This window comes from Kocuria sp., assembly GCF_030538595.1.
In the GTDB taxonomy this organism is placed as follows: Bacteria; Actinomycetota; Actinomycetes; order Actinomycetales; family Micrococcaceae; genus Kocuria.
This window is the reverse complement of record NZ_JAUNTS010000006.1, coordinates 1-23,345: the sequence shown is the minus strand read 5'-3', so window position 1 is coordinate 23,345 and position 23,345 is coordinate 1. Positions and strand designations below refer to the sequence as shown.

Genomic DNA, 23,345 nt, shown 5'->3' with positions numbered 1-23,345 from the left:
CATGAACACAAACACCCTCCACAAGTGGGGCCCCTTGGGGTTCCTGAAAATGATCGCGGTTGCCATGATCGCCGTCTTTGCCCTTGCGGCATGCGGTAACGGCGGGTTCGGCGATGATTCGGCTACCGATGCCGCCGGTGATTCGACCCGCACGATTGAAACTGACCAGGGCAACATTGAGGTCCCCGCAGATGCCGAACGCATCGTCGTGCTCTCCGGAAGCCTGGCCGGTTACGTTTTCGCTTTGGATGCTCCGGTGGTGGCCACCGACACCCGTGTGATCGGCGTGACCGACTTGTCTAGTGACTTCCCGGAAGCCTGGGCGGATGAGGCAGAGGAGCAGGGCACCGAAGCCCTTCCCGGTGGAGAGCAGCTCAGCGTTGAAGCAGTGGCTGCAGCCGAGCCTGACCTGATCATCGGTGGCGGTCAGGGCATCACGGCCGTCCAGGCCGAAGAGGCCTACGACGATCTGAAAGAGATCGCCCCCACGGTCCTGGTCCCCAGCTCGGTGACCGACTGGCAGGGTGAGCTCAACATGATTGCAGAGACCCTGGGCAAGGAAGACCAGGCCAACGAGATGATTTCCGCTTATGACGAGCGCGTTGAAGAAGTCAAGGAAGCCATCACGGTGCCTGAAGGTGAGTTCGAGGTTTTGCTGAGCCTGTCCACCGACGAGCCCAGCCTCATCCCCGCGGATGCGGCTCTCCCTAAGCAGCTGGAATCCCTGGGCTTCACTGCCTCTGACGTCTACACGAAGGCCGGCGAACCGGAGCTCTACGGCTCGGGTGATTCGTTCAACGTGAGCACCGAGGTTCTACCTACGGTGGCCGATGCGCAGACTGCATTCGTGATCAACCTGGGTGGCAAGACTGCGGATGAACTCAAGGAAGATTCCGTCTACTCGCAGCTGCCGGCCTTTGAAGACGATCAGGTGTACGAGCTGCCTGCGGCTAGCTACCGCCCGGACTACGACGGCGCGATGGGCACCTTGGATCAGATCGAGGAGATGTTCAGCTGATCTGAAAACCCGCTGGACTGCGTGTCCACCATCAGTTCACCTACATAAGAATCACAGCAGAGGAGATCAACCGTGGCCAATCCGTTTGACGATGAAGACGGCAAGTTCCGTGTCCTGGTCAACGATGAGGACCAGCACTCCCTATGGCCGACATTTCGAGAGGTACCTGAGGGGTGGAAGGTTGTTCACGGCACCGGTGACGGTGCCTCTCGAGCGGAGTGCCTTGAGTACGTCGAACAACACTGGACGGACATGAGGCCGCGTTCGATTCGGTGACGACGACGGCGCACGGGGGCCGGGGCCTGTCCCGGTACCCGTGCGCCGTTCTTCGTACCTATGACTGACGCATCTAGGACTGGAGCGCCTCGCTTACGCTCAGTACCCGAATCCAGAGATCTGCACCAGATCTCTGGATTGGCTCACCTGCGGCCCACAGCGGCAACCGCATCCACATGCGCCTTGAGCCATTGCTGCCCGCCCAAAGCCGATACCACGGGGGAGAGCTTGAGATAGGTTTCCAGTAGTTCGTCCTCTGCGATGGAGTCAGCAACGATTCCGCCGCCGGCTTGGGCGATTACTGTGCTGCCGTCGTCGCTGATGTGGGCTGCTCGCAGCAGAACTCGCCAGTGGCCATCCCCGGAAGCGTCTGACCAACCAACAGCTCCTGCATAAAAGCCCCGGTCCGCCTCCACTTGCTGGATATGCTCGATCGCTTGGGCTTGCGGGGTGCCGGCCACAGCTGGAGTGGGGTGTAGGGCAAGGGCTAGCTCCAGCGCCGTCGTCGTCGGTGACTTGAGGGTTCCCGTGATCGGGGTTCCTAAATGCCAAACATGCGGGGTGTGGGTGAGAGTGGGAAGGGGCGGGACGTCTAGGTCAGAGCACAGAGGGCGCAGCGTCTGTTCGATCGCCTCGACGACGAAGCGATGTTCGTCCAGGTCTTTGAACGAGTTCTGAAGGCTTAGAGCTGCGTTGCGGTCGGCCTGCCGGTCATCGGGCTCGCGCCTCATCGTGCCCGCCAAGGGGTGGGTGAATATTTGGTTGCCGCGGCGTTCGATAAGAATCTCTGGACTGGAGCCCACCATGTGCGTACCCGTAAAGCGTTCCCCGGCTGCGCTGAGTGCGGAGAGGAAGCCACGACCGTGATGGTCCTGGGCCACCATCCGATCGAGCAGCGACATGGGCTGCACGGGGGATGGCAAGTGCATCTCCAGAGCCCGGGCGAGCACCACCTTCTCGAGCGCGATCGGCTCTGCTGACATAGCTTCTGGCGCGGGAGTGTCCGCTGCCTCGGAGTCCGATGCCACGGTCACAGAGGCAGCCGCACGAATTTTCGACACCGCATCGTGCACGCGGCGCAGATGTTCATCGGGACCAGGAAGCTCGCGGTATTGGATTTCCCCCGGCAATCCACTCCGATTTGGCGCGGAAAGGCTCGTGGAGTCAAGGGCTGCCAAGGCTTGTTCCCCGCGATGTTCGAGCCACCCACGGTCAAAGGTCTCCCACCTGTTTGGCTCGAACAAGGCGGTGGGTGCGTGCGTATCGAACGGGATACAGCCAGCCACAACCTGCGCCCGGTGCGTGCTCAGCGCTCGCAGGGCTGCATCGGCGGTGGTCAATTCCTGCCGCACCCCGGTTCCGACCACGGTGCGGGTGTTGTCCGTGAGTACGAACGTTGGAGTCTGGCCTGAGGTGGTGATGATGGCTCCTGAACTGGTCCGATGGTTACACGACGATGAATTAAGGGTAGGCTAACCTAATATTTGCATCCAAGCCCCAACATCTGGAGAGGACCTAGATGCCCATTCCAAAGATCGACAGCTACTTGATTCCTTCGCCCTCGGAGGCAGACCGGGTCGATTGGGTTGTGGACTCGGCTCGCAGTGCCGTGCTTGTTCACGACATGCAGAAGTACTTCTTGCGTGCCTATGACCTCGATCAAGATCCGGTGGCCACAGCGGTGACGAACATGCAGCGGATTGTGGCCGCGGCCAGGGCCGCTGAGGTGCCCGTGGTCTACTCCGTGCAGCCCGGTGATCAGCATCCCGCCCGACGGGGGTTGCTGCGCGACTTCTGGGGTGATGGCATGGCCGCGGGCGTGGATACAGAGGTGATCGATGCCTTGCGGCCGACCGCCCAGGACATTGTGGTCACCAAATGGCGTTATTCAGCTTTTCAGCGCACCGATCTACGGGATCTACTGGCCCGAGCGGGTCGCGATCAGCTGATCATCGTTGGCGTATATGCGCACATGGGATGCCAGATGACGGCCGCCGAGGCGTTTATGCAGGACATTCAGTCCTTTCTGGTGCACGACGCCGTTGCCGACTTCTCAGCCGCCGAGCACCTGAGTGCCGTCGACTACGTGGCCAAACGGTGCGGGCGATCCGTGTCCAGCGAGAACGTGCTCGAATCCATGAGGTATGCAGCCCGGCTAGGAGCGACACTTGGTTAAGTCAGTAGTGGACCTTGCTCGCGAAGACAGCACCACCTTGCTAGCGACCGGGGTGCCCGCTGACGCAGCCGCACGCTACCGAGCTTTGGGGCTGTGGGTCGGTCAAACCCACTGGGACTTCCTCGAGGAAGCGATCTTGCGGCATTCCCAGTTACCCGCAGCCACGGACCGTTACCGCAGCTTGACTTACGGGCAACTGGGGGCATCCATCAGTTCAGCCCGCGCGGCATTAGCTGCCAAGGGAATTGCGCCAGGTGACAAAGTGGTCGTGCAATTGCCCAACTCGGTGGCCTTTGTCGAGGCAATTGCTGCACTGTTTTCCCTAGGGGCGGTACCAGTATTTGCCCTGCCCGCGCACGGGGCGCTGGAAATCCGGCACTTTTGTGAGATTTCCGGGGCCGTGGCCTACCTCGGTTCACCACCGAAACCATCCGAGGGCGAATCGGTTGTTGAGTCACTCAATACCGAAACTCCCCAGGTGGCGACGATCGAGATTGACGAATCCTTGCCACAACCGTGGGTTGTTGATTCATCAGTGAAGGACGTAGAGCCAGTTCAGGTTGAGCCAAGTGCTTTGGCATTTCTTCAGCTCTCGGGTGGTACGACGGCGATTCCCAAACTCATCCCGCGCACCCACGATGATTACTTATATTCGGTGCGCCGCAGCGTGGAGATCTGTGATCTGCGCCGGAATGACGTCATGATGGTCGTCCTGCCTTGTGCGCACAACTTCACTATGAGCTCACCGGGGATTCTGGGTGCCCTTTATACGGGTGCGCACGTGGTCATTGCCGCCGACCCAAGTCCCACGACGTGTATGCGTACCATCGCTCGCCATGCTGTCACCCATGTGGCTTTAGTGCCCCCGCTGTTACTGTCCTGGCTCAACTCTCCAACCCGCGGGGACCACGACCTGTCCTCGCTCAGGACGTTGTGGGTGGGTGGGGCCAAACTCAGTGATACAGCAGCCAGAAGGGTGGGTCCGGACCTCGGGTGCCAGCTCCAGCAGGTCTTCGGTATGGCGGAGGGGTTGGTGAACTACACGCGCTTGGATGATGACCTAGAGACTGTGGTGCAGACCCAGGGTAAGCCCATGTCTGAGCACGATGAGGTCAAGGTACTCGACGACGACGGTCATCCCGTACCGCAGGGGGAACCTGGCTTGCTCTACACCCGGGGTCCGTACACCATCCGTCGTTACTACAGGGCGCCCGAGCACAATGCACGGTCCTTTACCGAGGATGGTTTTTACCGCACTGGGGACATCGTGCGGCAGCGTCCTAGCGGCCACCTAGTGGTGGTTGGGCGAGACAAAGACCAGATCAATCGGGGTGGAGAGAAGATCGCCCCGGAGGCGGTTGAAAACGAACTGTTGGCTCACGAATCCATCCATGATGTTTCGGTTGTGGGATTGCCTGACGAGGTTTTGGGTGAACGGGTTTGCGCCTACCTGATCGCGCGTCCGGGGGCGGATGCAGCTATTCCCGGCCCCGGTGAGCTACGTCGATTCTTGCGCCATCGCGGTCTGGCATCGTTCGCTATACCCGATGATTTTCGTGTTGTTGAAAAATTCCCCCAAACGGGTGTCGGAAAGGTAAGTAAGAAACATCAGCGACAATAGTTCGCTTCTCTCGCTTACGTGTTCACGTAGTCTCCCTAGAAATGTGAATCGAGGTCTTTCATGTACGATGTTGTTGGAATTGGGTTCGGCCCGGCTAATTTGGCTTTGGCGATTGCCATTGATGATTACAATAGAACGGTTTCTCCGCAGGAGCGAGTCAAGGCGCTTTTTTTGGAGCGGCGAGAGGTATTCTCCTGGCATCCGGGCATGATGCTGCCTGGTGTGACCATGCAAATCTCTTTCCTGAAAGATCTGGTATCTTTCCGGGATGTCACCCACCCTCTTTCCTTCCTGGCCTATGCGCAAGGGCGAGGCCGGCTGGAACATTTTGTGAATAAGCAGACGTTCTTCCCTTCCCGCGAGGAGTTCTCCGATTACCTGTCCTGGGCAGCTGAAGCGGTCGCTGATCAGGTCTGGTACGGGGCTGAGGTCATCTCAGTGACGGTGGAACCCACGGAGGGGGCAGCGGTGATCAAGCTGGCTTCCGGCGAAGAGCTGCACACTCGCGCCGTGGTGCACGCACCCGGCCTGCAACCCCGGTTGCCGGAAGGTATCGAGCGCTCAGCACGATTGGTCCACACCCATGAGATTCTCGACGTCGCAGCTCACCGGTTACTTTCACCACGTCAGGTCGTCGTCATCGGGGCGGGGCAAAGTGCCGCCGAGGTTGTCGAGTACCTTCACGCTCAGGACGACGAAACCACAGTCCACGCCGTGTTCAGCAAAGTGGGCTACACCCCGGCGGATGACAGCCCCTTTGCCAACCGGATTTTCGACCCGGAGATGGTTGACCGGTGGCACGCTGCCCCGCAGGGGGTTCGGGACCGGATGTTCGCCTACCATCGGGGTACAAACTATTCAGCGGTGGACCCGGAACTGATCGAGTCGCTGTACAACCGTGAGTACGAGGAGCGGGTAACGGGGCGTCGTCGCCTCTTCATGCACAACTGCACCGAAATGCTGGAATGCGTGGAGGATGACGACGGTGTGACCGTGACCGTTCGTGATCTCATGACGGGCGAGCTCAGTACGCTGCGAGCCGACCTCGTAGTCTTCGGTTCCGGCTACCGCCAGGCCGACCCGATCGAGCTCTTTGGGAATGACGCCCAGTGGTATCGGCACGACGGTGTGCGGCCCGAGGTACTGCGCGATTACCGCTGGTCTCCCAAGCAGGACGGCGCTCCGGACGTGTTTCTCAACGGAGGCGTTGAGCACAGTCACGGGCTGACTTCCTCGCTGCTGTCGAATCTGGCGGTGCGGAGCGGGGAAATCCTGGAGCGGCTGATCGAACTGCAAGCAGCAAACCTGCCGAATGACAGTGTCCGGGAACACAGTGCGGCGGACGAGGAAGCGGGCGCTGAAACCGGTGTGATTTCCGAACAAGCGGGAAAGAGATTCGCTCCGACACGTTGAAGTCTGGCCATGGAGTGAGCTGACGATGCCGGAGTATTGGCCGGGGCCTTGTAGGCAGTGAGACAAGTGGAAGGTAGGCAATGCAACGAACAAGCCGGGAGACGACCGTTTACCCGATCACTATCAGGGAGCTGGAGGTGCTGCGGGTACAGGAGCTCACCCCTGGTATGCGGCGCATCGTCTTGGGCGGGGCGGGGCTTGAAGAACACGAACGCAACGGGGTGAGTATCCCGGCGTTTCGCAGCACGGGCTTTGACGATGACATCAAGATCATCGTGCCCGATCCCGTGACGGGGCTGTGCCCCATCCCGCAGCCCCAGCCCGGCGGCACCGTGGCCTGGACCGAGGACGCCGTGGCATTGGCGCGGACCTACACGGTGCGTTCGTTTGACCCAGAGACCGGTGAATTGGCTATCGACTTCGTCCTGCACGGAACGGGCCTAGCCTCCAGTTGGTCGCGGACGGTCCGCCCCGGGGAGAGCATTTACGTAGCCGGCCCCAAGGTTTCTGCCGCCCTGCCCACGGACACCGATTGGATGCTGCTGGTGGGTGACGACACCGCGTTGCCCGCCATCGCACGTTGTTTGGAGGACGTCCCGGCGGGCACGCGGGTACGCGCAGTTGTTGAAATCCCAACGGTCCACGATCAGCAGGAGTTGGACACCCAGGCTGAGCTTGAGGTGACCTGGGTGATCCGCGATGCCGGGGATGACCTGGTGGAAACCGTCAAAGAGATCGAGTGGTGGGAGGGAAACCCTTTCGTTTGGGTGGCTGGTGAAGCTACGGATATCAAACCCCTGCGGCGCTGGTTCAAACAGGACCGTTCGGTACCGCGCGAACACACCGACATCTCCGGATACTGGCGCCGCCGCGAGGTGATCAGCGTCGAGAATGACGCCCACACTTTGGACGTTGCAGCCACCGGCCCCAGCGCGGAGGCGAAGCTGCACGAACTGACGGAACTGGCACCGGCCCTGGCCATCCGAACGGCCTGCGCCATGGACCTCTTCGCTCACGTTGACGACGGGGCTGACACTGTAGCCGAGTTGGCAGAGCGGACGGGCACGCAGCCCGAGGGGCTGACTCGGTTGCTGCGTCTGCTAGCCGTGCACGACCTGCTCAACCTGAGCAGCACCGAAGTGGAGAAAGACAGCGCTGAGAGCAGCAGCGTGGAGGATGAGAGGCTGCAGGGCGGTCGCGTGGAACTGACCGAAATGGGGCAGCTACTGGCCGACCCTGACTCCCGGATGGTGCGCTCGCTGAATCGCTCGGCCACGATCGCGGAACTGTCCTTGGCTGGTCTGTATGAGGCGCTGACGAAAGGTGGACCAGTCGCCGTCGATCATCAGGGTCGCAGCTGGGCCGAGGTCTGTGCACAGGACTCCGGCGTGGCCGAGGAAGTGGCGGAACAGGTTGCGGAGGAGGCATGGTTCACCGCCCCGGCGCTGCCCGGCGTGGTGGGCTTGGGTGAGCAGGAGACGGTGACGTTCACCGGTCCGGGTGCCGGAGTCTACGCTGACGAGGCCTTGCGGCGTGTAGCGGGACTGCGGGCAGCGGTTGCAGGCTCGGGGCCTGAACTACAGCGCAGAACTGCGGAGATCAGCCCGGAGCGACGCGAGCAGGTTCAGGCCCTCATCGTGGAGTCTGATTTCCAGCGTGTTGTGGCTGAGGGTACGACGACGGCGGTGGCCGTGGACCCCTTCGGATCGCAACCGGCCCCGCAGTCCACTGCGTTGCTGAGCGCTCTGCTACGGGAAGCCGAACGGGTGATCGTGGTTTCGGCTCTGGTCGATGCAGACGCTCCGGACGAGTTCGATGCCGAGGAAGACGTGCGTCGTCTGTGCTTGCACGGTGGTCTTTTGCCAACCCGGCGGCGCTTGGCACAGCTCGCCGCGGATGCCGGCGGGATCGTGGTCAAGTCCAATGCCGTCGGTTGGGGTTTGTGGGCCATTGAGCTTGCCGCCATGAAATCCGGACGGAGGCTCTGAGTCCTTGGTGCGTGCCTTACTGACTCCACCGGACACAGAAGATGGCCGCAGCACCCTGAGCGTTGGTGCCGACACCACACCGGTCGGTTTGATCTGGCAGGTGATCAAGTCACGTCCCTGGATGACATTGGGGGCAGCGGTTCTGGCTGTAGCTCACCAGATCGGTGAAATTCTGGTGCCCTTGATCGTGGGGCGGGCTATCGACGGTCCCTTGGCAGCGGGCGATGTACCAGGCACCGTGTGGGCGGTGGTCATACTTGGTCTTGCTTTCTTGCTGTTGTCCACCGCGTATCGGTTCGGTGCACGCTTGGGACACAGCGCCGCCAGCTTTGTCCAGCATGAACTGCGCATGATGGTCACGGACCGGATCACGGACCGCCGTGGCATGGGGGCAGATCGACGATCTGCCGGAGACCTTTTGACGGTTGCCGGTACGGATACCGAAGCGGTGTCCATGACCAAGCTGCTGGCCTTTCTACCCATCGGAGAGATTGCAGCGGTCGTGGTCGGAGGCGGTGTCCTGATCTGGGTGTGGTGGCCCTTGGGCGTTGGCATTCTCCTTGGGGCTGCGATCACCGCGTTAGTGGCCGACCGTTTGGCCAGCCCGTTAGCGGTGCGGCAACGGCAGGCTCAGTACCAGGCTGGCACCGCTGCCGACGTCGCCGTCGACCATCTCTCCGGACTGCGGGTGGTTGCGGGCCTGGGTGCGGGCGCGGAGGCCGGACGACGCTACCGCCTGGCCTCCCGGAATGCCCTTGCAGCAGCCTTGCGATCCAACGTTGCCCGCGCCCAATTGGGGGCGCTGACTCACATCGCCGGTGGACTGTTTGTGGTTGCCACGGCGGTGCTGGCGATTCAACAAACCATGGCCGGACGGCTCAGTGTAGGGGAGTTGGTGGTGGTAGTTGCCATCGCACAGATGCTGGTGGAACCCATGTCCGTATTAGGACGCAACGTGGGCGTGGTGTGGGCAACAGGGCTGGCATCGGCTGCGCGTGTGCTGGATGTCCTCCAATCCCCGCCGAGCCCATGCACTGCCCCTTCGGCGGCCTGGTGGCAAGCGGTGGAGGCACCCCGGGCTGGTGAGCTCGTGATGGTGGAGGTTTCCTCCGAGATCAAGAAAACACTGCTCGACGGTCTGCGCGAGCACACGATCCACGGACAACCGAACGGATGGTTGGTCGGATCGGGACAGGATTTCCTGCTCAACGGGGATGTGGCTGAGAACGTGGGCTTCGACCGGGTTGCGGCTGAAGACATCGCCGGTGCGTTGAAGGCGGCAGCGTGTACCGATTTCCTGGAGGAACATCCGGCGGGAGAAGGTGTGACCGTAGGTGAGGCCGGAGGGGAACTATCGGGTGGCCAGCGGCAACGTGTGGCCGTGGCGCGTGCCTTGGCGGCCAACCCCCAGGTTCTGGTCTTGGACGAACCTACATCGGCTCTGGATACCGTGACCGAGGTTGCTGTGGCCCAAGGGATCAGAAACCACCGACGAGGCCAGAGCACGCTGGTGTTCACCTCATCGTCTGTGTGGCGCGAAATCGCCGATCAACACCTGAGGATCGGGGACCGGGACCTCGATGAGCTCAGTGTTGGCTCCACCCAAAACGTAGGAGGACATCGTGGGGCGTGACACCGTGCAGAATCCTCCGAGGGCTGCAACCCACGGGTCCGCTGCGATTCCTTGGGCCAGCGGCGGCCAAGTCCTGCGCGCCCTCGGACGCAAGGCTGCCCGTTACCCCTGGCGTACCACCGGTGCGGTGCTGGCCCTGTTGGCCTCGGCTGGCTGCGGGCTGGTGCTGCCCTCGGTATTGGGAGCATTCGTTGATTTGGGCACGGGTCAGGGTGGGGCTCATTGGTTGATCGGGAACGGTGGACTGATCTGGGCTGTGGCGGTCCTGCTGGGGTCTGTGATCTTAGGCGCATCGCTCAACGCCGTCGGTACGGTTTGGTCCGCAGGTGTTGCCGATCGTGTGATCGCCTCCCTGCGCGAGGACACGATGGCCGCTGCCCTGAGCCGGGGGCAGGAGGAAGCGGAGGCGGCAGGGTCCGGGGAAGTCGTCTCCCGCTCCACCGACGACGTCGCCGCAGTCACCTCCGCGATTAACACGGCCCTGCCGTCTGCGGTGGCTGCCGTCACGGGAATCTTGGTGACTGCCGTGGGAATGGTCGCCATCCACTGGTCGTATGCCGTGTCCTTGATGGTTGTTACCGTCCCGGTCTACGGGTTCGTGGTGAGACGCTATTTGCGTGAGGCGCCGCCGCTATACGCAACGGAACGCAGCCAGCGGGCACGTCGTGCCGGGGTGGTGCTCGACGTCGTCAAGGGCTCTACCCAAATCCGTACCTACGACGCCGCTGGATTCATGCGAACTCGTCTGGTGCGCCCTTCATGGGTGGTGGCGCGCATGATTGTGTTGACTCAGATCGCGACCACTCGGCTTTTCGCCGGTGTCAATCTGGCTGAGTTCTTGGGAATGGTGGCCTTGCTGGGAACCACTCTGGTGCTTCTGGGCCAAGGAGCTGTGACGTTGGGGGCTGCGACGGCGGCGATCCTGTTCTTCATGCGCTTGTACGATCCCATTGGCACGGCCTTGATGATGCTGGACAAGCTTCAGTCTGCGGCCACTTCGTTGAGTCGCATCGTGGGCATGATGGGAAGTACCGCAAACGCGGGCAACGTGAGGACTTCGGTCGTCGTCGATGGTGCTGCAGAAGCGGGCCTCGCTGACACCCGCACGGGTGGTTCGGAGCTACGCGTCACCGGGTTGCGGGCCGGTTATGGAGACCAGGCAGTGGTGCACGACGTCAGTTTCACCGTGCCTGCTGGCACCTCATTGGCATTGGTAGGAGCATCAGGTGCAGGCAAGACCACCGTGGCGGCGGTAGCCGCCGGTGTCCGAGACCCTTTGACCGGCACTGTCGAAGTGGGGCCGGGACTCACGGGGAGTACCCAAACCGGAATGGAACTCCTGCATGAACTTCCCGCAGCGGATCGTGCCCGTCGGGTGGCACTGATCGCCCAGGAGGGCCATGTCTTCTCAACCACCTTGCGCGGCAACTTGGACCTGGGCAGACCCGGGTGCTCCGATGAGCAGTTGTGGGAAGCCCTACAGCTGGTGGGGCTCGGTGAGTGGGCCCGTGAACTTCCCGATGGACTTGATACCACGCTGGAGGCGGGTTCGCCCATGGTGGCTGAACATCGCTCGCAGCAGTTGGCACTGGCCCGGGCGGCGGTGTTGGACCCCGCCGTCGTCATCTTGGACGAGCCCAGCTCCAGGGTCTCCGAACATGAGGCTGCCGAGTTGGGAGAGGCTGTTGCCGGGCTGAGTCGTGGCCGCACCAGCGTGGTGATCGCTCATCGGTTGGTGCAGGCCAGCGTGTGTGACCGCATTCTGGTGATGGACCGTGGCCGGGTGGTTGAGGACGGCACTCACGATCAACTCCTGCGGTGTGGAGGCCGCTATGCAGCCTTGTGGGACGCCTCCCAGATCGGGTGATCAGTTGGGTCAGCGGTTGGTCACGCTGGTGTGGCGTCGTCCAAAGGGCACGATTAACGGGCGATCGCTGACCGGGTCCTCAATGACCCGGGCGCTGAGACCGAAAACCTCGGCCAAAAGCTCCTCCGTGACGACTTCCGCGGGGTGGCCAGCGGCTTCGATCTTGCCTCGATTCATCACCACCAGATGATCGCTGTACCGGGTGGCCAGCACAAGATCGTGCAGAACCATTACCACGGTGCGCCCACGATCCTCGTGCAGGGTGTCCACCAGGTCCAGAAGGTCCAAAGCGTGGGCCAGGTCCAGGTAGGTGGTGGGTTCATCCAGGAGAAGGATTTCGGTGTCTTGGGCCAGGGTCATGGCCAGCCACACCCGCTGGCGTTGACCACCGGACAGCGATTCCAGAGGGCGCTCGGCCAGATCGGAGACGGAGGTCAGCTCCAACGCGCGGCGGACGTGATCGGCGTCGTCAACCGACCAAGGCCGAATCCAAGTGTGGTGTGGGTGCCGGCCTAGGGCCACTAATTCGGAGACCGTCATTCCTTCCGGGGCCACCGGGGACTGCGGGAGCAGGCCGATGGTTTGCGCCGCCTGTTTGGGCGCCAGGGTGTAGAGATCCCGTCCGTTCAATTCCACGGCCCCCGCACGCGGGGCCAACAACCGGGCCAAGGTGTGCAGCAATGTGGACTTGCCGCAACCGTTCGGTCCGACGATGGTGGTGACGGCATGTTCGGGAATCTCCAAGGTGAGATCGCTGATCACGTTGGTGTTGCGATAGCCCACATCAATACCGCGAGCCACGAGCCGGGCACCCGCGGATTCTGAAGGTGCGGGTGCATTCTCGGACGGTGCGGTATTGGGGCCCGATGAGCCCTTGCCAGAGAGGCTGCTCTGCCGGTCGGTGCTACTGGGATGGCTCACAACGTAATCCTTCGTCGATTGGTCACGATGACGTAGAGCAGGAACGGGCCGCCGATGGCCGCCGTGACGATTCCCACGGGCAGTTCCCAGGGCAGCGCCACGCGGGCGATCACATCGGCAGTCAGTACAAGCACCGCCCCGCAGACGGCGCTGCCCACCAGAGGTGGGTGGGCAGCGCGTTGCAATCGCACGGCCACCTGGGGTGCCACGAAGGCCACGAATGATACGGGGCCGACTGCCGCAACGGCTGCGGCTGTGAGCACGACGGCGGCCGCCAACATCAGCACGCGCCGTCGTCCGACGTTGACCCCCAACGATGAGGCCGAACTCTCTCCGAGCTGCAAAGGCCGCAGGTCCCGGGCCGTCGGTAACACCAGGACGCCGACCACGAACAACACCACCAGTACCGGAATCAACTCGGTGATTCCACGTCCATTGACGCTGCCCGTCAACCAGACCAGAGCGAGTGCCGCGCTGTCCGATTCTGCCGAAGCGAGCACAAAACTGACCACGGAGCTGAGCATCGAATTGACCCCGATGCCGATCAAAACCAAGCGGTAGGTCTCCGTACCTGTTCCGCGGGACAGCAGCAGGATGACCGCAGCCGTCAGGGCAGCGCCACCGGTGGCTACGAGCGGAATGACCATCGGAATCTGCGCTAGCTGCCCGCCAAAGCCGATGACCCAGACCGCTGCGGCGGAAGCACCCATGGAGATACCCAGAACATCGGGGCTGGCTAGGGCGTTGCGCGCGATGCTCTGGGTGATGGCTCCGGCCATACCAAGGACCAGACCCACGGCAACGGCAACCAAAGCTCTGGCTAGACGCCAATCGAAAACCACCATGTGCTGGAGTCGCGTGCCGCCGCCGAATAACACAGTGAGTACTTCACTGGGGGTCAGGGGATAGTCACCCAGGCCAAGACCCACCACGAACACTACGCAGCCGAACAGCATGGCACCGGTTACTACGATCAGAGAACGTAAGTGCAGTGGGAAGACAAAGGTGCCGATGCGCAGCATCCTGTGGCCCGGTTCGCGGGTGGCTTGTTGCTGGGGTGAGGTGGTGTTGAGCGTCGTGGTCATGGGCCAACCGGGAGTCGTCGTCGAACCAACAGGATGAATACGGGGGCACCGATGAACGCCAACATAATGCTGGCCTGGACCTCCGAGGGAGCAGCGATGATCCGGCCCACGGTATCGGCGACAACCACCAGGATTGCGCCGAGCAACCCAGACACGGGGATCACCCATCGGTAATCGGGACCGCCGATCAGACGGGCAATGTGGGGGACCACCAGGCCAACAAACCCAATGGGCCCGGCCACCGCAGTGGCCGCACCGGCCAAGACGACGATGGCTACGAATCCGCTCCAGCGGGCCAGCCCCGGACGTGCGCCTAAGGAACGCGCTGCGGAATCGCCTAGACCCAACAAGGTCAATGTACGTCCGGACAACAAGGCAATAACCGTGCCCACCACCAGATACGGCAGGACATCTGTCAGCACGCTGAGATCGCGGCCGGCCACGGTTCCGGCCTGCCAATACCGTTGCACGTTCAAAGCACCGCGGTCGGAGAGCACGAGCATGGTGGTCATGGCGGTCAGAAAGGCCGTCAGGGCCGATCCGGCCAGGATCAGGGTCAGCGGATTGGTGGCGGAGCCACCCAGGGCGCTGATCGCAAACACCAAAGTGGCGCCGATCACGGCACCGCCGAATGCGAACCAGACTTGCACGCCGGGGGAAGTGACTCCCAGGAAGAAGGCAGCGGCCACGATGGCCAGCGCGGCACCGCTGGTGACTCCCAGCAGGCCGGGGTCGGCCAGTGGGTTGCGGGTGTGACCTTGGGTCAGGGCGCCGGCCAGGCCCAAAGCCGCACCCACGGCCACACCGATCACGATCCGCGGGATGCGCAGCTCGTGAACCAATACAGTGATTTCAGTCTGTGCTTGCTCTGGATGCCACAGGGCTTGCCAGACAGCGCTGGGCTCGACTCCGCGTGAGCCGATGAACAGACTCACAGCACAGCACAGCACCAAGGCCAGCACCAAAATACCCAGGGTGATCACCTGAGTGCGGGCGCGGGAGGTCCCCGAAAGGGTTTGGAGCATAGCCACGTTCTATCATGGTGAGGTTTACCTAACCTAGCGGCCACGACGGGTGGGCCGACAATCGGATGGGAGATCTTGCTTGGAACGTCGCGACCCTCTGGCGTCGTCGTCAGTATTGGAGGAGGTCAGTCAGGGGGGAGCACTTGCTTCGATCCTGCCGTCCGAAGTCAGCGTGGTGGCCTCACGCTGCGAGGTCACGGCTCTTTTGTGGCCCAACGAGGAACGGGTAATGGCCCGTGCTGTGACTAAGCGAAAGGCCGAGTTCACTACGGGCAGGGCATGCGCCCGTAGTGCCCTCGGTCACCTCGGTGTGGAACCGGTGGAAATCCTCAAAGGGGAGTGCGGCGAACCCCTATGGCCACGCGGGGTGGTGGGTTCCATTACGCATTGTCGGGGATATCGGGCCGCAGCTGTGGCACGCTCGGAGCGGGTGCAGGCCATCGGTATTGACGCAGAGCCACATGAACCGCTGCCTCCTGAGGTGCGCCCGTTGATCCTCACCGACCAGGATGCCGAGAACATTCGCGAGTTGACTGGGATGACTGAACTGACTCGGCAGACGCGGGGTGGAGCACCCGTGCATTGGGACCGCATGATCTTCTGCGCCAAGGAGGCCATTTATAAAGCCTGGTTCCCGATCAAGCACCGATGGCTCGGTTTTGAGGAGGTCTCGGTCTACCCGAAGCCCGATGGGGGCTTCCGTGCACAGTTGCCAACCACCCTGTTCTCGGAGGGCAACGCCTCTTCTCTGATCGAAGGCCGATGGGTGGTGGATGATGGGGTGCTACTCGCGGCCATCGCGGTGGTGCCCCTCAACTCCGCCGAGATCATGGTTTCGGTCGCCTGAGGGCACCTCAAAACGACCCAAACCATGATCTCGGCGGAGTTTTAGTCGCGGAACTCCGGCAAACGGATCATGCCTTCTTGCATGGTGGTGGCCACGAGCTTGCCCTCGCGGTCAAACATCCGCCCCTCACCCAGGGCACGAGCGCCGGAGGCCGACGGCGAGGCCTGGACATACAACAACCATTCATCGGCACGGGCCGGCCGATGCCACCACATCGCATGATCCAGAGAGGCAATCGCCATCCCCTTCTCCAACCAGGACTTGCCGTGTTTGCGCAGGGCAGGCTCCAACAGAACGTAATCGGAGACATAAGCCAACGCCGCCTGATGCAGACCAGGGTCATCCGGCAACGCGCGGTGCGTCTTAACCCACACGGCGCTAAACGGTTCCCGCCGTTCGGTCGGACCTAGATAGATCGCGGGGGTGATGTAGCGGATATCGAACGGGCGTTCCTTGGCGATTGCCCGCGCTTGCGGAAGGTCCAGATGCCCCAAAAGGTCGCTGGCCGTGGGCAAAGACTCTGGATCAGGCATCCCCTTGGGGCAATCATCCTGGTGCTCCAGGCCCCGGGAGGCCGTCTGGAAAGAGAAAATCCCGGACAGAATTGGCGCCCCGAACTGGTAAGCGTGCACCCGCCTGGTGGAAAATGATCGGCCATCGCGCATCCGCTCCACCCCAAAGGTGATGGGCTCGTGGATGTCCCCGGCACGCAGGAAGTAGCAGTGCATCGAATGGATAGTGCGGTCCTCCTCGACCGTGGCCATCGCCGCCCGCAAGGACTGCGCCATGACCTGCCCGCCGTAAACAGACCCGCGCAGGGAGGAGATGGTCTGGCCCACAAATATGTCTTCCAACGTGCGAATCCCGCCTTGATTGCTCACATTGAGCATCTCAATCAGGGCCTGTGTGGGGTCGTAGCCGGTCTCGGACAAGTGCTCTGGGGTCATGACCGTTACTTTACGGGCCAGGTGTGGGCCGTCGGTGTGTTTCCATGGACCCATGACTTCCCTCACCGTTGATATTCACATGCGCTTTGGCGATATCGATTCTTACGGCCACGCCAATAACGTGGTTCAACTCCAGTACCTTGAGGACGCTCGCGTGCGCCTGAGCGAAATGCCCATCCACGGCATCGATGGGATCGAGGATGGGCTGAGTTTTCGCAAGCTGACCGGCACCCGCCTCACGGTGGTGGGACGCCAGGAGGTGGAATACACCGCACAACTGCACTACCGCTTGGCCCCGATCCAAGTCCGCATCTGGGTCTCCAATATTGGCGCCTCCTCTTACGTGCTCAATTACGAGCTTCAGGACCACGACGACGGAACCACCTTTGCCGTAGCCCAGTCCACCACCGTGCAGATTGGCCGCGAATCGGGGCGTCCCGAGCGCCTCACGGAACAACAAATCGCTTTCCTGACGGCGTATTCCGAGGAGCCGGTGCAGTTCCACCGTCGCCCGGAGCCGGTCCGGGGTACATGAGATGGCGCGTTTCTTTGAACTCGTCGACGCATCCTCCGTGGAGGACGTCCGCACCTATCTGAGCCGTGCCCGCTCGATTGACGACGACGGTGCCGTACGGTTCCAGGGTGTTGGCGGCGCGGTCGGGATGTGGAGCTGCGTATTGGCACGTGCGGGTTTGTTGGACAACACTCCGACCGTATTGGGCCTACGCACCGCAGGTCTGGGCCAACCCTCCACGCTGGATGCCGTTGTTAGCCTGGGGGCTGTACTGGACCGGATACCACGTCTGCGCAGCACCGGTGACTCGATGTTGCGCTTGCCGCCCTATGACGAGAAAGCCGCCTGGGCGGGTGTCTCGCCGTCGTTGTCCGGCTGGGAAGCGGTTGGCGCGGTGCCGGCACAGGCATTGGTGACCACGGCCAAGGCCGGTACGGAGGAGGTCGCCCAGACCATCCCGACCAACGCCGGACGGGAGATCGTCCAACGGGTCCGCTCGGGAGTCTGGAGCCGGGTGTCCGAGTGGGGACAGGGCGCCAACGACGACGGTGAGTCGCCTTTCGTGGTCCCCGACGGTGCTGCTTTCGCCGCCTGGGCACTGGGATTCTTGCGCTCCGACGACGATTCCGAGGTTCCCGTTGCCGTCAATGGCTCCTGGACGCGGTTGTCCTGTCCCGGAGGTTTCGTGCTAACCCACAAGCCCCGCTGAGCGGTGGTCTGCGACAGCCTGGCTCAGTCCGGGGCGTTCACCAAGGAGTGGGCGGCGCGCTCCAAATAGTCCCACAAGATGCCTTCGTGCAGGGGCGGAAGGTCCAGGGTGTCCAGGGCTGCGCGCATGTGCTTGAGCCACGTGTCGCGCACCTTGGAATCGATGTGGAACGGGACGTGGCGCATCCGAAGCCTGGGGTGGCCGCGTTCCTCCGAATAGGTGGTCGGTCCGCCCCAGTACTGTTCCAGGAACATCCGCAGCCGACGCTCAGCGGGGGCCAAGTCCTGCTCGGGGTACATGGCGCGGAACTCCGCATCCGCTGCCACACCCTTGTAGAACTCATGCACGAGCTTGGCGAAGGTTTCGTGGCCGCCCACTTGGTCGTAGAACGACGCCGACTGGCCCGCTCCCGCCTCAGAGGAAGCGCTCTGCGCTGTGTCAGCCTCGGCGCGGCGATCGCCCATCTGCTTCATGGGCCGCCGCATGGCCGACAACGGCCTACCTACGGGAATGATCCGCGCATCGGGTGCAGCAGCCGCCTCCGGATTGATCTGACCGGCGGGATTGGTCTGGTCAGCGTCAGGGGTCTGGTCCGTGGGCTCGGGCCCGTTCGCGCTCCGGTCCCTGCGGTCACTCATTGTGCTGCCTCGGCATCAACTTTCTGTGCGGCCACAGCGCGTGCCACGCGATCCCGGCCCTCCAGAATCAAACGCCGCAGACCATTGAGGTCTTCCGGCAGAGTGGCCAAGAAGGTATCGGCGGCGTCAACGGTGGCCTGCACGGGAAGGCGCGGGAACATGCCCACGGCCACCTGCTCGGCGATTTCATGCGAGCGTTCGCGGTAGATATCCGTCACCACCGCAAAATACTTCTCCACGTAGGGCGACAACAGGGAGTCATCGTTGGACTGTTGGAAACCGACAATGGCAGCTTCTTGCAGGGAGTTGGGCATCGAACCATCCTCAATCACGGCTGTCCAGACGGCTGCCTTGGCCTCCGCGGTCGGGATGGCTGCGCGTGCTTGAGCGGCTGCAATCGCACCGTGCTCCGTGTTGTCCCGTTCCAGGGCGGCATCCACGGCGTTGGGTCCGAGGCGTCCACCGGCGGTCAGGGAAGTCAGCAGCGCCCACCGCAGGTCAGTGTCCACCTCCAGACCGTCCAGCATGAGCTCACCGGAATCCAGTCCGTCAATACGGTCCAGTTGCTCTGATGTGCGGGCCCGGCGGGCGTAGGCACGGATGAACTGCAGTTGGTTGTCAGAGCCGGGCTCTGCAGCGGCGGCCAAGTGCCACAGGCGCTCAGCGGCATCCTCCTCGATCCGGCCGCGATCAGCCTGGGTCACGTAGCTGTCCAGAACTGTGTCCAGATGCCGCAGCTGCACCATGACGGTGGTGGAATCCGTCTCCTCCCCGATGTTGTTGAGCACCGTCTCCACGTACCCCCTGGCCGGTGCGACGGCGTCGTGCACACCATCCCAGGCGGCCTGCCAGACCAGAGCGCGCGGAAGAGATTCCGCGAAGTCTTTGAGGTGCTCGGTAGCGGTGTCCTGGGAGTACTCGTCCAAACGAATCTTGGTGTAGGCGAGGTCGTCGTCGTTGACCAGTACCAAGTCGGGTGCCTCCAGACCCACCAGATCGGGGACCTCGGTGCGAGGACCGTCGATATCCAGCTCTACGCGGTGGTTACGGATCAGTTGTCCGGTGGCGTCGTCGACGTCGTAAAAGCCGATGGCCAACCGGTGAGGGCGCAACGTGGGGTATTCATCCGTGGCCGTCTGCTCAATGGCAAAGGAGGTGATGATGTTGTCGTCATTGCGCACGCAATCCGGGCGCAAGGTGTTGACGCCGGCGGTTTCCAGCCAGCGTTCGGACCAGTCCTTGAGCTCTCGGCCGGAGGCGGCCTCAAGTTCGGCCATTAGATCCTTGAGCTCGGCATTGGTCCAGCCGTACTTGGCAAAGTAGGTCCGCAAACCGGCCATGAACTGATCCTGCCCAACCCAGGCCACCAGCTGCTTGAGCACGGAGGCGCCCTTGGCGTAGGTGATGCCATCGAAGTTGACCAGAACGTCTTCCAGGTCCGTGATATCGGCCTTGATCGGGTGAGTGGTTGGTAGCTGATCCTGTTCGAAAGCCCAGGACTTCTCCATGGAGGCGAACGTGGTCCAGGCGTTGCTGTATTCGGTGGCCTGGGCAGAAGCCAACGTGGAGGCGAACTCGGCAAAGGACTCGTTGAGCCACAGGTCATTCCACCAGCGCATGGTCACCAGGTTGCCGAACCACATGTGTGCCAATTCGTGCAGCACCGTGATCGCACGGCGTTCCACCCGAGCCAACGTGGGGCGAGATCGGAAGACATAGGACTCCACGAATGTCACGCAACCGGCGTTCTCCATCGCCCCGGCGTTGAACTGGGGCACGAAGAGCTGGTCGTACTTTTCGAACGGGTACGGGGAGTCGAACTGGGACTCGTAGAACGCAAAACCCCGTTTGGTGAGATCGAAAATCTCCTCCGCATCCACGTGCTTCATCAGCGACTTTCGGGCAAAAACACCCAAGGGAATGACCCGGCCATCGGAGGAGGTCAGCTCGTCGCGAACAACCTCATACGGACCGGCCACCAAAGCGTTGATATAGGGCGGCAACGGGGGAGTGGTACCGAAGGCCCAGGTGGTTTTGCCCTCACCGGCGGGGGTGGGCTCCGGTGTCGGCTGATTGGACACCACCTGCCAATAGTTGGGTGCCGTGACCGTGAACGTGAATCGTGACTTCAGATCAGGCTGCTCGAAGACCGGGAACATCCGGCGAGTATCGGCCACCTCGAACTGCGAATACAGATAGACCTCGCCATCCACGGGGTCCACAAAACGGTGCAGGCCCTCGCCGGTGTTCGTGTAGTACATCTCGGCATCAACCACCAGCACGTTGTCCTCGGCCAACTGCGGAAGCTGGATGCGCACGCCGTCAGCCACCTCGGCGGGATCGAGCTGACGGCCATTGAGCTGGATCGAGTTCACCGCCGCGGTGAAAGCATCCATGAACGTGGAAGCCCCCGGTTTGGCTTTGAACTTCACCGTCGTCGTCGTGTGAAAAGTTGTGTTGCCCGTGGTGAGGTCCAAGACGACATCGTAGGAATCGACGGAAACTAAGGCAGCGCGTTCCGCTGCTTCTACTCGGGTGAGGTTTTTGCCGGGCACTGTGGTGCGATCCTTTCACCGGAATCCTGGTGGAGATTCCTTGACGGGGGGAAGTCGTGCGGGAGTATCGCCCCATGATGCCATGGCTCACCCAGTCTGGATTAGGCTGGCACGTACCCAGGTTCTGCAGGCTTGCTGCATTGCCGTGACTTGGGGCGTACTGCTGCATGAGAGATGCAGTGTGAATCCTGTGCTGTGAGGCACGGCCCACCTCGTGAAGGAGTTGCGCGGATGCGCGTTCACATCGCCACCGACCACGCCGGAATGGAATTGTCGCAGTATCTGGTTGAGCAACTGACAGCCGATGGCTACGAGATGATCGACCACGGGCCTGAGATCTACGATGCCCTTGATGACTACCCCGCATTCTGCATTCACGCAGCTCAAGCCGTCATGGAGGACCGTGCCCGGGGGCTGGACTCCTTGGGCGTGGTGCTGGGCGGTTCGGGTAACGGCGAACAGATGGCAGCCAATAAAGTGCCGGGAGTCCGAGCGGCCCTGGCTTGGAATCTCTCAACCGCTCAATTGGCCCGCGAACACAATGACGCTCAGGTGGTGGCATTGGGCGGACGCCAGCACACACCGGACGAGGGTCTGGAAATCGTTCGCGCTTTCCTGAGTACTTCGTTCTCCTTCGACGAGCGTCACGTACGCCGCATCAACCAGATCACCGAGTTCGAACGCACCGGCACTGTCGCCGGGCATCTGGACGGTTTGACCGCACGGCCGTATTTGGCCGAGTCGCCCGAGGCCTGATCGTGCCAGAAGGCCATTCAATTCACCGGCTGGCAACTCAGATCGGTGACGTGTTCTTGGGTGAGGAGCTTGCGGTTTCCAGCCCCCAGGGCCGATTCGCGCGCGGAGCCGCGTTGTTGGACGGTCGCCGCCTGGTCTCGGCGCGGGCCTACGGCAAGCAGCTGCACCTGACGTTTGAATCTCCGGCAGACCCGGAAGATCGCCTGGTCATGCGCTCACACCTGGGGCTCTACGGGGCGTGGAGTTTTGCCGGTGACGCCCAGTTCGCTGCAGCCTCCAGCATCGGTGCCCCGCGCAAGATTGGTGAACGAGAGACCAGGGGGGATTCCCTTGCCCAGAGCCGCGACGACGACGGGCGCGTGATGCCCGATCCGCCCGTAGGGGCAGTACGCGCCCGGTTGGTGGGCCGCCACGGTTGGGCTGATCTGCGCGGTCCCTCCGACTGCAGGGTGGAAACGGTCTCAGAAGCGGAGACGGCCAAGAAGCGGCTTGGTCCTGACCCTCTGGACCCGGAGGCCTCTCCTGGGCTCTACCTGGCTCGTGCCGGACGGTCCGCGCGACCTATTGCGGCGTTGTTGATGGAGCAACAGGTTATTTCCGGTGTGGGCAATATTTTCCGTGCCGAGTCCTTGTTTCGCCGCGGTGTAGACCCATTCCTGGCTGGCAAAGGTGCGGGGGAGGCGTTGCTGCTTGGTTTGTGGGAGGAAAATCGTGCGTTGATGGAGATTGGGGTGCGCTTGGGTCGGATCATCACCACGGATGCAGATGATCGTCCCGGTGTCCCCGAGACCGCGGCATGGCCGGCGCACGCAAACTACGTCTACAAGCGCACGGGTAAACCTTGCCTGCACTGTGAAACGCTGGTGCGGGAGACAGAATTGGCCGGGCGCAGTTTGTTCTGGTGCCCGAGCTGCCAACCGCCGTCGTCGTGATCCGGGTGGATACCACTCCGGTCGCCCCGGAGGACCTTGGACGCGCCATCTTCCATGCCATTCCTTTTCAGGGATTCGTGGTGGCGATGCGCGGCATGGTCTCCGGATTCGTTCAGGCCTTGCAGACCTGACCAGTTGCTATCAACGGAACTCCGTGCTGACACCGAACCTTGGCCCAGGGCAACCCCACGTGCCAGGCGCCACAATCCTGACCGCACCTCGAGGTGAGATCACCGGTTGTTGTTGAGATCACCGCCTATTACCGGTGATCTCAACAACAACCGGTGATCTCAGCGCTGGGGTGGCGGCAAAAACTTGAGGCCCGGTCGAATGGACCGGGCCTCTGCTGAAAATTTGGAGGGGATGACGGGAATCGAACCCGCGTAGCCAGTTTGGAAGACTGGGGCTCTACCATTGAGCTACA

The 23,345-nt window shown here is 62.3% G+C and carries 21 protein-coding genes and 1 pseudogene; 15 read left to right on the top strand and 7 right to left on the bottom strand.

Annotation, left to right across the window (positions count from 1 at the left end; all coding sequences use genetic code 11):
* Position 1 precedes the first annotated feature (1 nt).
* Together Q4G32_RS06615 and Q4G32_RS06610 are read left to right on the top strand one after the other, a co-directional pair.
* Positions 2-1,018: a Fe2+-enterobactin ABC transporter substrate-binding protein gene (locus Q4G32_RS06615; RefSeq protein WP_303350172.1), complete on the top strand. Its 1,017-nt coding sequence runs from the start codon at positions 2-4 to the stop codon at positions 1,016-1,018.
* A gap of 72 nt (positions 1,019-1,090) precedes the next feature.
* Positions 1,091-1,294: an MbtH family protein gene (locus Q4G32_RS06610; protein WP_303350171.1), complete on the top strand. Its 204-nt coding sequence runs from the start codon at positions 1,091-1,093 to the stop codon at positions 1,292-1,294.
* Between the two features lie 143 nt (positions 1,295-1,437).
* On the opposite strand, the gene Q4G32_RS06605 is transcribed toward Q4G32_RS06610, so the two are convergent.
* Positions 1,438-2,661 carry an isochorismate synthase gene (locus tag Q4G32_RS06605; RefSeq protein ID WP_303350170.1) on the bottom strand — a complete coding sequence of 408 codons (1,224 nt, stop codon included), beginning with the start codon at positions 2,659-2,661 and terminating at the stop codon, positions 1,438-1,440.
* Positions 2,662-2,813: 152 nt separating this feature from the next.
* Between Q4G32_RS06605 and Q4G32_RS06600 the strand changes: the two genes are divergently transcribed.
* From Q4G32_RS06600 to Q4G32_RS06575, 6 genes are all read left to right on the top strand, one after another.
* A complete protein-coding gene (locus Q4G32_RS06600; RefSeq protein WP_303350168.1) occupies positions 2,814-3,470 on the top strand; it encodes an isochorismatase family protein in 657 nt (218 codons plus the stop codon).
* A complete protein-coding gene (locus Q4G32_RS06595) occupies positions 3,463-5,091 on the top strand; it encodes a (2,3-dihydroxybenzoyl)adenylate synthase (RefSeq protein ID WP_303350166.1) in 1,629 nt (542 codons plus the stop codon). The genes Q4G32_RS06600 and Q4G32_RS06595 overlap by 8 nt, the downstream gene beginning before the upstream one ends.
* 60 nt (positions 5,092-5,151) lie before the next feature.
* Entirely contained in the window at positions 5,152-6,504 is a 1,353-nt protein-coding gene (locus Q4G32_RS06590; RefSeq protein WP_303350164.1) for a lysine N(6)-hydroxylase/L-ornithine N(5)-oxygenase family protein, read from the top strand.
* 80 nt (positions 6,505-6,584) lie between these two features.
* Positions 6,585-8,492 carry a siderophore-interacting protein gene (locus Q4G32_RS06585; RefSeq protein ID WP_303350162.1) on the top strand — a complete coding sequence of 636 codons (1,908 nt, stop codon included), beginning with the start codon at positions 6,585-6,587 and terminating at the stop codon, positions 8,490-8,492.
* Between the two features lie 7 nt (positions 8,493-8,499).
* Positions 8,500-10,125 carry an ABC transporter transmembrane domain-containing protein gene (locus Q4G32_RS06580; RefSeq protein ID WP_303350344.1) on the top strand — a complete coding sequence of 542 codons (1,626 nt, stop codon included), beginning with the start codon at positions 8,500-8,502 and terminating at the stop codon, positions 10,123-10,125.
* Entirely contained in the window at positions 10,115-11,992 is a 1,878-nt protein-coding gene (locus Q4G32_RS06575) for an ABC transporter ATP-binding protein (RefSeq protein ID WP_303350160.1), read from the top strand. Before Q4G32_RS06580 ends, Q4G32_RS06575 begins: the two co-directional genes overlap by 11 nt.
* A 9-nt stretch (positions 11,993-12,001) precedes the next feature.
* Here the strand turns inward: Q4G32_RS06575 and Q4G32_RS06570 are convergent, their stop codons facing one another.
* Genes Q4G32_RS06570 through Q4G32_RS06560 form a run of 3 tightly spaced genes read right to left on the bottom strand, consistent with a single transcriptional unit; the run spans position 12,002 to position 15,023 of the window.
* Positions 12,002-12,913: an ABC transporter ATP-binding protein gene (locus Q4G32_RS06570; RefSeq protein ID WP_303350157.1), complete on the bottom strand. Its 912-nt coding sequence runs from the start codon at positions 12,911-12,913 to the stop codon at positions 12,002-12,004.
* Entirely contained in the window at positions 12,910-13,998 is a 1,089-nt protein-coding gene (locus tag Q4G32_RS06565; protein ID WP_303350156.1) for a FecCD family ABC transporter permease, read from the bottom strand. Before Q4G32_RS06565 ends, Q4G32_RS06570 begins: the two co-directional genes overlap by 4 nt.
* Complete coding sequence (locus tag Q4G32_RS06560; RefSeq protein WP_303350155.1) at positions 13,995-15,023, bottom strand: FecCD family ABC transporter permease; 1,029 nt, start codon at positions 15,021-15,023, stop codon at positions 13,995-13,997. The genes Q4G32_RS06565 and Q4G32_RS06560 overlap by 4 nt, the downstream gene beginning before the upstream one ends.
* Positions 15,024-15,252: 229 nt before the next feature.
* Between Q4G32_RS06560 and Q4G32_RS13925 the strand changes: the two are divergent.
* Together Q4G32_RS13925 and Q4G32_RS06555 are read left to right on the top strand one after the other, a co-directional pair.
* Positions 15,253-15,429: pseudogene (locus Q4G32_RS13925) on the top strand (4'-phosphopantetheinyl transferase family protein); the annotation flags it as partial.
* A 6-nt stretch (positions 15,430-15,435) separates the two neighbouring features.
* Positions 15,436-15,870 carry a 4'-phosphopantetheinyl transferase family protein gene (locus Q4G32_RS06555; RefSeq protein WP_303350153.1) on the top strand — a complete coding sequence of 145 codons (435 nt, stop codon included), beginning with the start codon at positions 15,436-15,438 and terminating at the stop codon, positions 15,868-15,870.
* A gap of 41 nt (positions 15,871-15,911) precedes the next feature.
* Here Q4G32_RS06555 and Q4G32_RS06550 read toward each other — a convergent pair whose 3' ends face one another.
* A complete protein-coding gene (locus tag Q4G32_RS06550; RefSeq protein WP_303350152.1) occupies positions 15,912-16,817 on the bottom strand; it encodes an acyl-CoA thioesterase in 906 nt (301 codons plus the stop codon).
* A gap of 52 nt (positions 16,818-16,869) precedes the next feature.
* On the opposite strand from Q4G32_RS06550, the gene Q4G32_RS06545 reads away from it, so the two are divergent.
* Complete coding sequence (locus tag Q4G32_RS06545; RefSeq protein ID WP_303350151.1) at positions 16,870-17,352, top strand: acyl-CoA thioesterase; 483 nt, start codon at positions 16,870-16,872, stop codon at positions 17,350-17,352.
* Between the two features lies 1 nt (position 17,353).
* Positions 17,354-18,040 (top strand): hypothetical protein, encoded by a 687-nt coding sequence (locus Q4G32_RS06540; RefSeq protein WP_303350149.1) that lies wholly within the window; start codon positions 17,354-17,356, stop codon positions 18,038-18,040.
* Between the two features lie 23 nt (positions 18,041-18,063).
* Here Q4G32_RS06540 and Q4G32_RS06535 read toward each other — a convergent pair whose 3' ends face one another.
* Complete coding sequence (locus tag Q4G32_RS06535) at positions 18,064-18,504, bottom strand: globin (protein WP_303350343.1); 441 nt, start codon at positions 18,502-18,504, stop codon at positions 18,064-18,066.
* Positions 18,505-18,674: 170 nt separating this feature from the next.
* Positions 18,675-21,233, bottom strand: coding sequence for an aminopeptidase N (gene pepN, locus Q4G32_RS06530; RefSeq protein ID WP_303350147.1), 2,559 nt, complete (start codon positions 21,231-21,233; stop codon positions 18,675-18,677).
* A gap of 231 nt (positions 21,234-21,464) precedes the next feature.
* Here pepN and Q4G32_RS06525 point away from each other — a divergent pair, with 231 nt between their 5' ends.
* Genes Q4G32_RS06525 through Q4G32_RS06515 form a run of 3 tightly spaced genes read left to right on the top strand, consistent with a single transcriptional unit; the run spans position 21,465 to position 23,052 of the window.
* Complete coding sequence (locus Q4G32_RS06525) at positions 21,465-21,989, top strand: ribose-5-phosphate isomerase (protein ID WP_303350145.1); 525 nt, start codon at positions 21,465-21,467, stop codon at positions 21,987-21,989.
* Positions 21,990-21,991: 2 nt separating this feature from the next.
* Positions 21,992-22,921, top strand: a complete 930-nt coding sequence (locus tag Q4G32_RS06520) for an Fpg/Nei family DNA glycosylase (protein WP_303350143.1) — start codon at positions 21,992-21,994, stop codon at positions 22,919-22,921.
* On the top strand, positions 22,891-23,052 hold the full coding sequence (locus Q4G32_RS06515) for a hypothetical protein (RefSeq protein ID WP_303350141.1): 162 nt from the start codon (positions 22,891-22,893) through the stop codon (positions 23,050-23,052). The genes Q4G32_RS06520 and Q4G32_RS06515 overlap by 31 nt, the downstream gene beginning before the upstream one ends.
* The last annotated feature ends 293 nt before the right edge of the window (positions 23,053-23,345 follow it).

Coding starts and splice junctions, on each gene's coding strand:
- Q4G32_RS06600 (WP_303350168.1), top strand. CDS start 2,814: ATGCCCATTCCAAAGATCGACAGCTACTTGATTCCTTCGCCCTCGGAG.
- Q4G32_RS06565 (WP_303350156.1), bottom strand. CDS start 13,998: ATGACCACGACGCTCAACACCACCTCACCCCAGCAACAAGCCACCCGC.
- Q4G32_RS06545 (WP_303350151.1), top strand. CDS start 16,870: ATGACTTCCCTCACCGTTGATATTCACATGCGCTTTGGCGATATCGAT.
- Q4G32_RS06535 (WP_303350343.1), bottom strand. CDS start 18,504: ATGGGCGATCGCCGCGCCGAGGCTGACACAGCGCAGAGCGCTTCCTCT.
- Q4G32_RS06615 (WP_303350172.1), top strand. CDS start 2: ATGAACACAAACACCCTCCACAAGTGGGGCCCCTTGGGGTTCCTGAAA.
- Q4G32_RS06540 (WP_303350149.1), top strand. CDS start 17,354: ATGGCGCGTTTCTTTGAACTCGTCGACGCATCCTCCGTGGAGGACGTC.
- Q4G32_RS06560 (WP_303350155.1), bottom strand. CDS start 15,023: ATGCTCCAAACCCTTTCGGGGACCTCCCGCGCCCGCACTCAGGTGATC.
- Q4G32_RS06590 (WP_303350164.1), top strand. CDS start 5,152: ATGTACGATGTTGTTGGAATTGGGTTCGGCCCGGCTAATTTGGCTTTG.
- Q4G32_RS06525 (WP_303350145.1), top strand. CDS start 21,465: ATGCGCGTTCACATCGCCACCGACCACGCCGGAATGGAATTGTCGCAG.
- Q4G32_RS06585 (WP_303350162.1), top strand. CDS start 6,585: ATGCAACGAACAAGCCGGGAGACGACCGTTTACCCGATCACTATCAGG.
- Q4G32_RS06550 (WP_303350152.1), bottom strand. CDS start 16,817: ATGACCCCAGAGCACTTGTCCGAGACCGGCTACGACCCCACACAGGCC.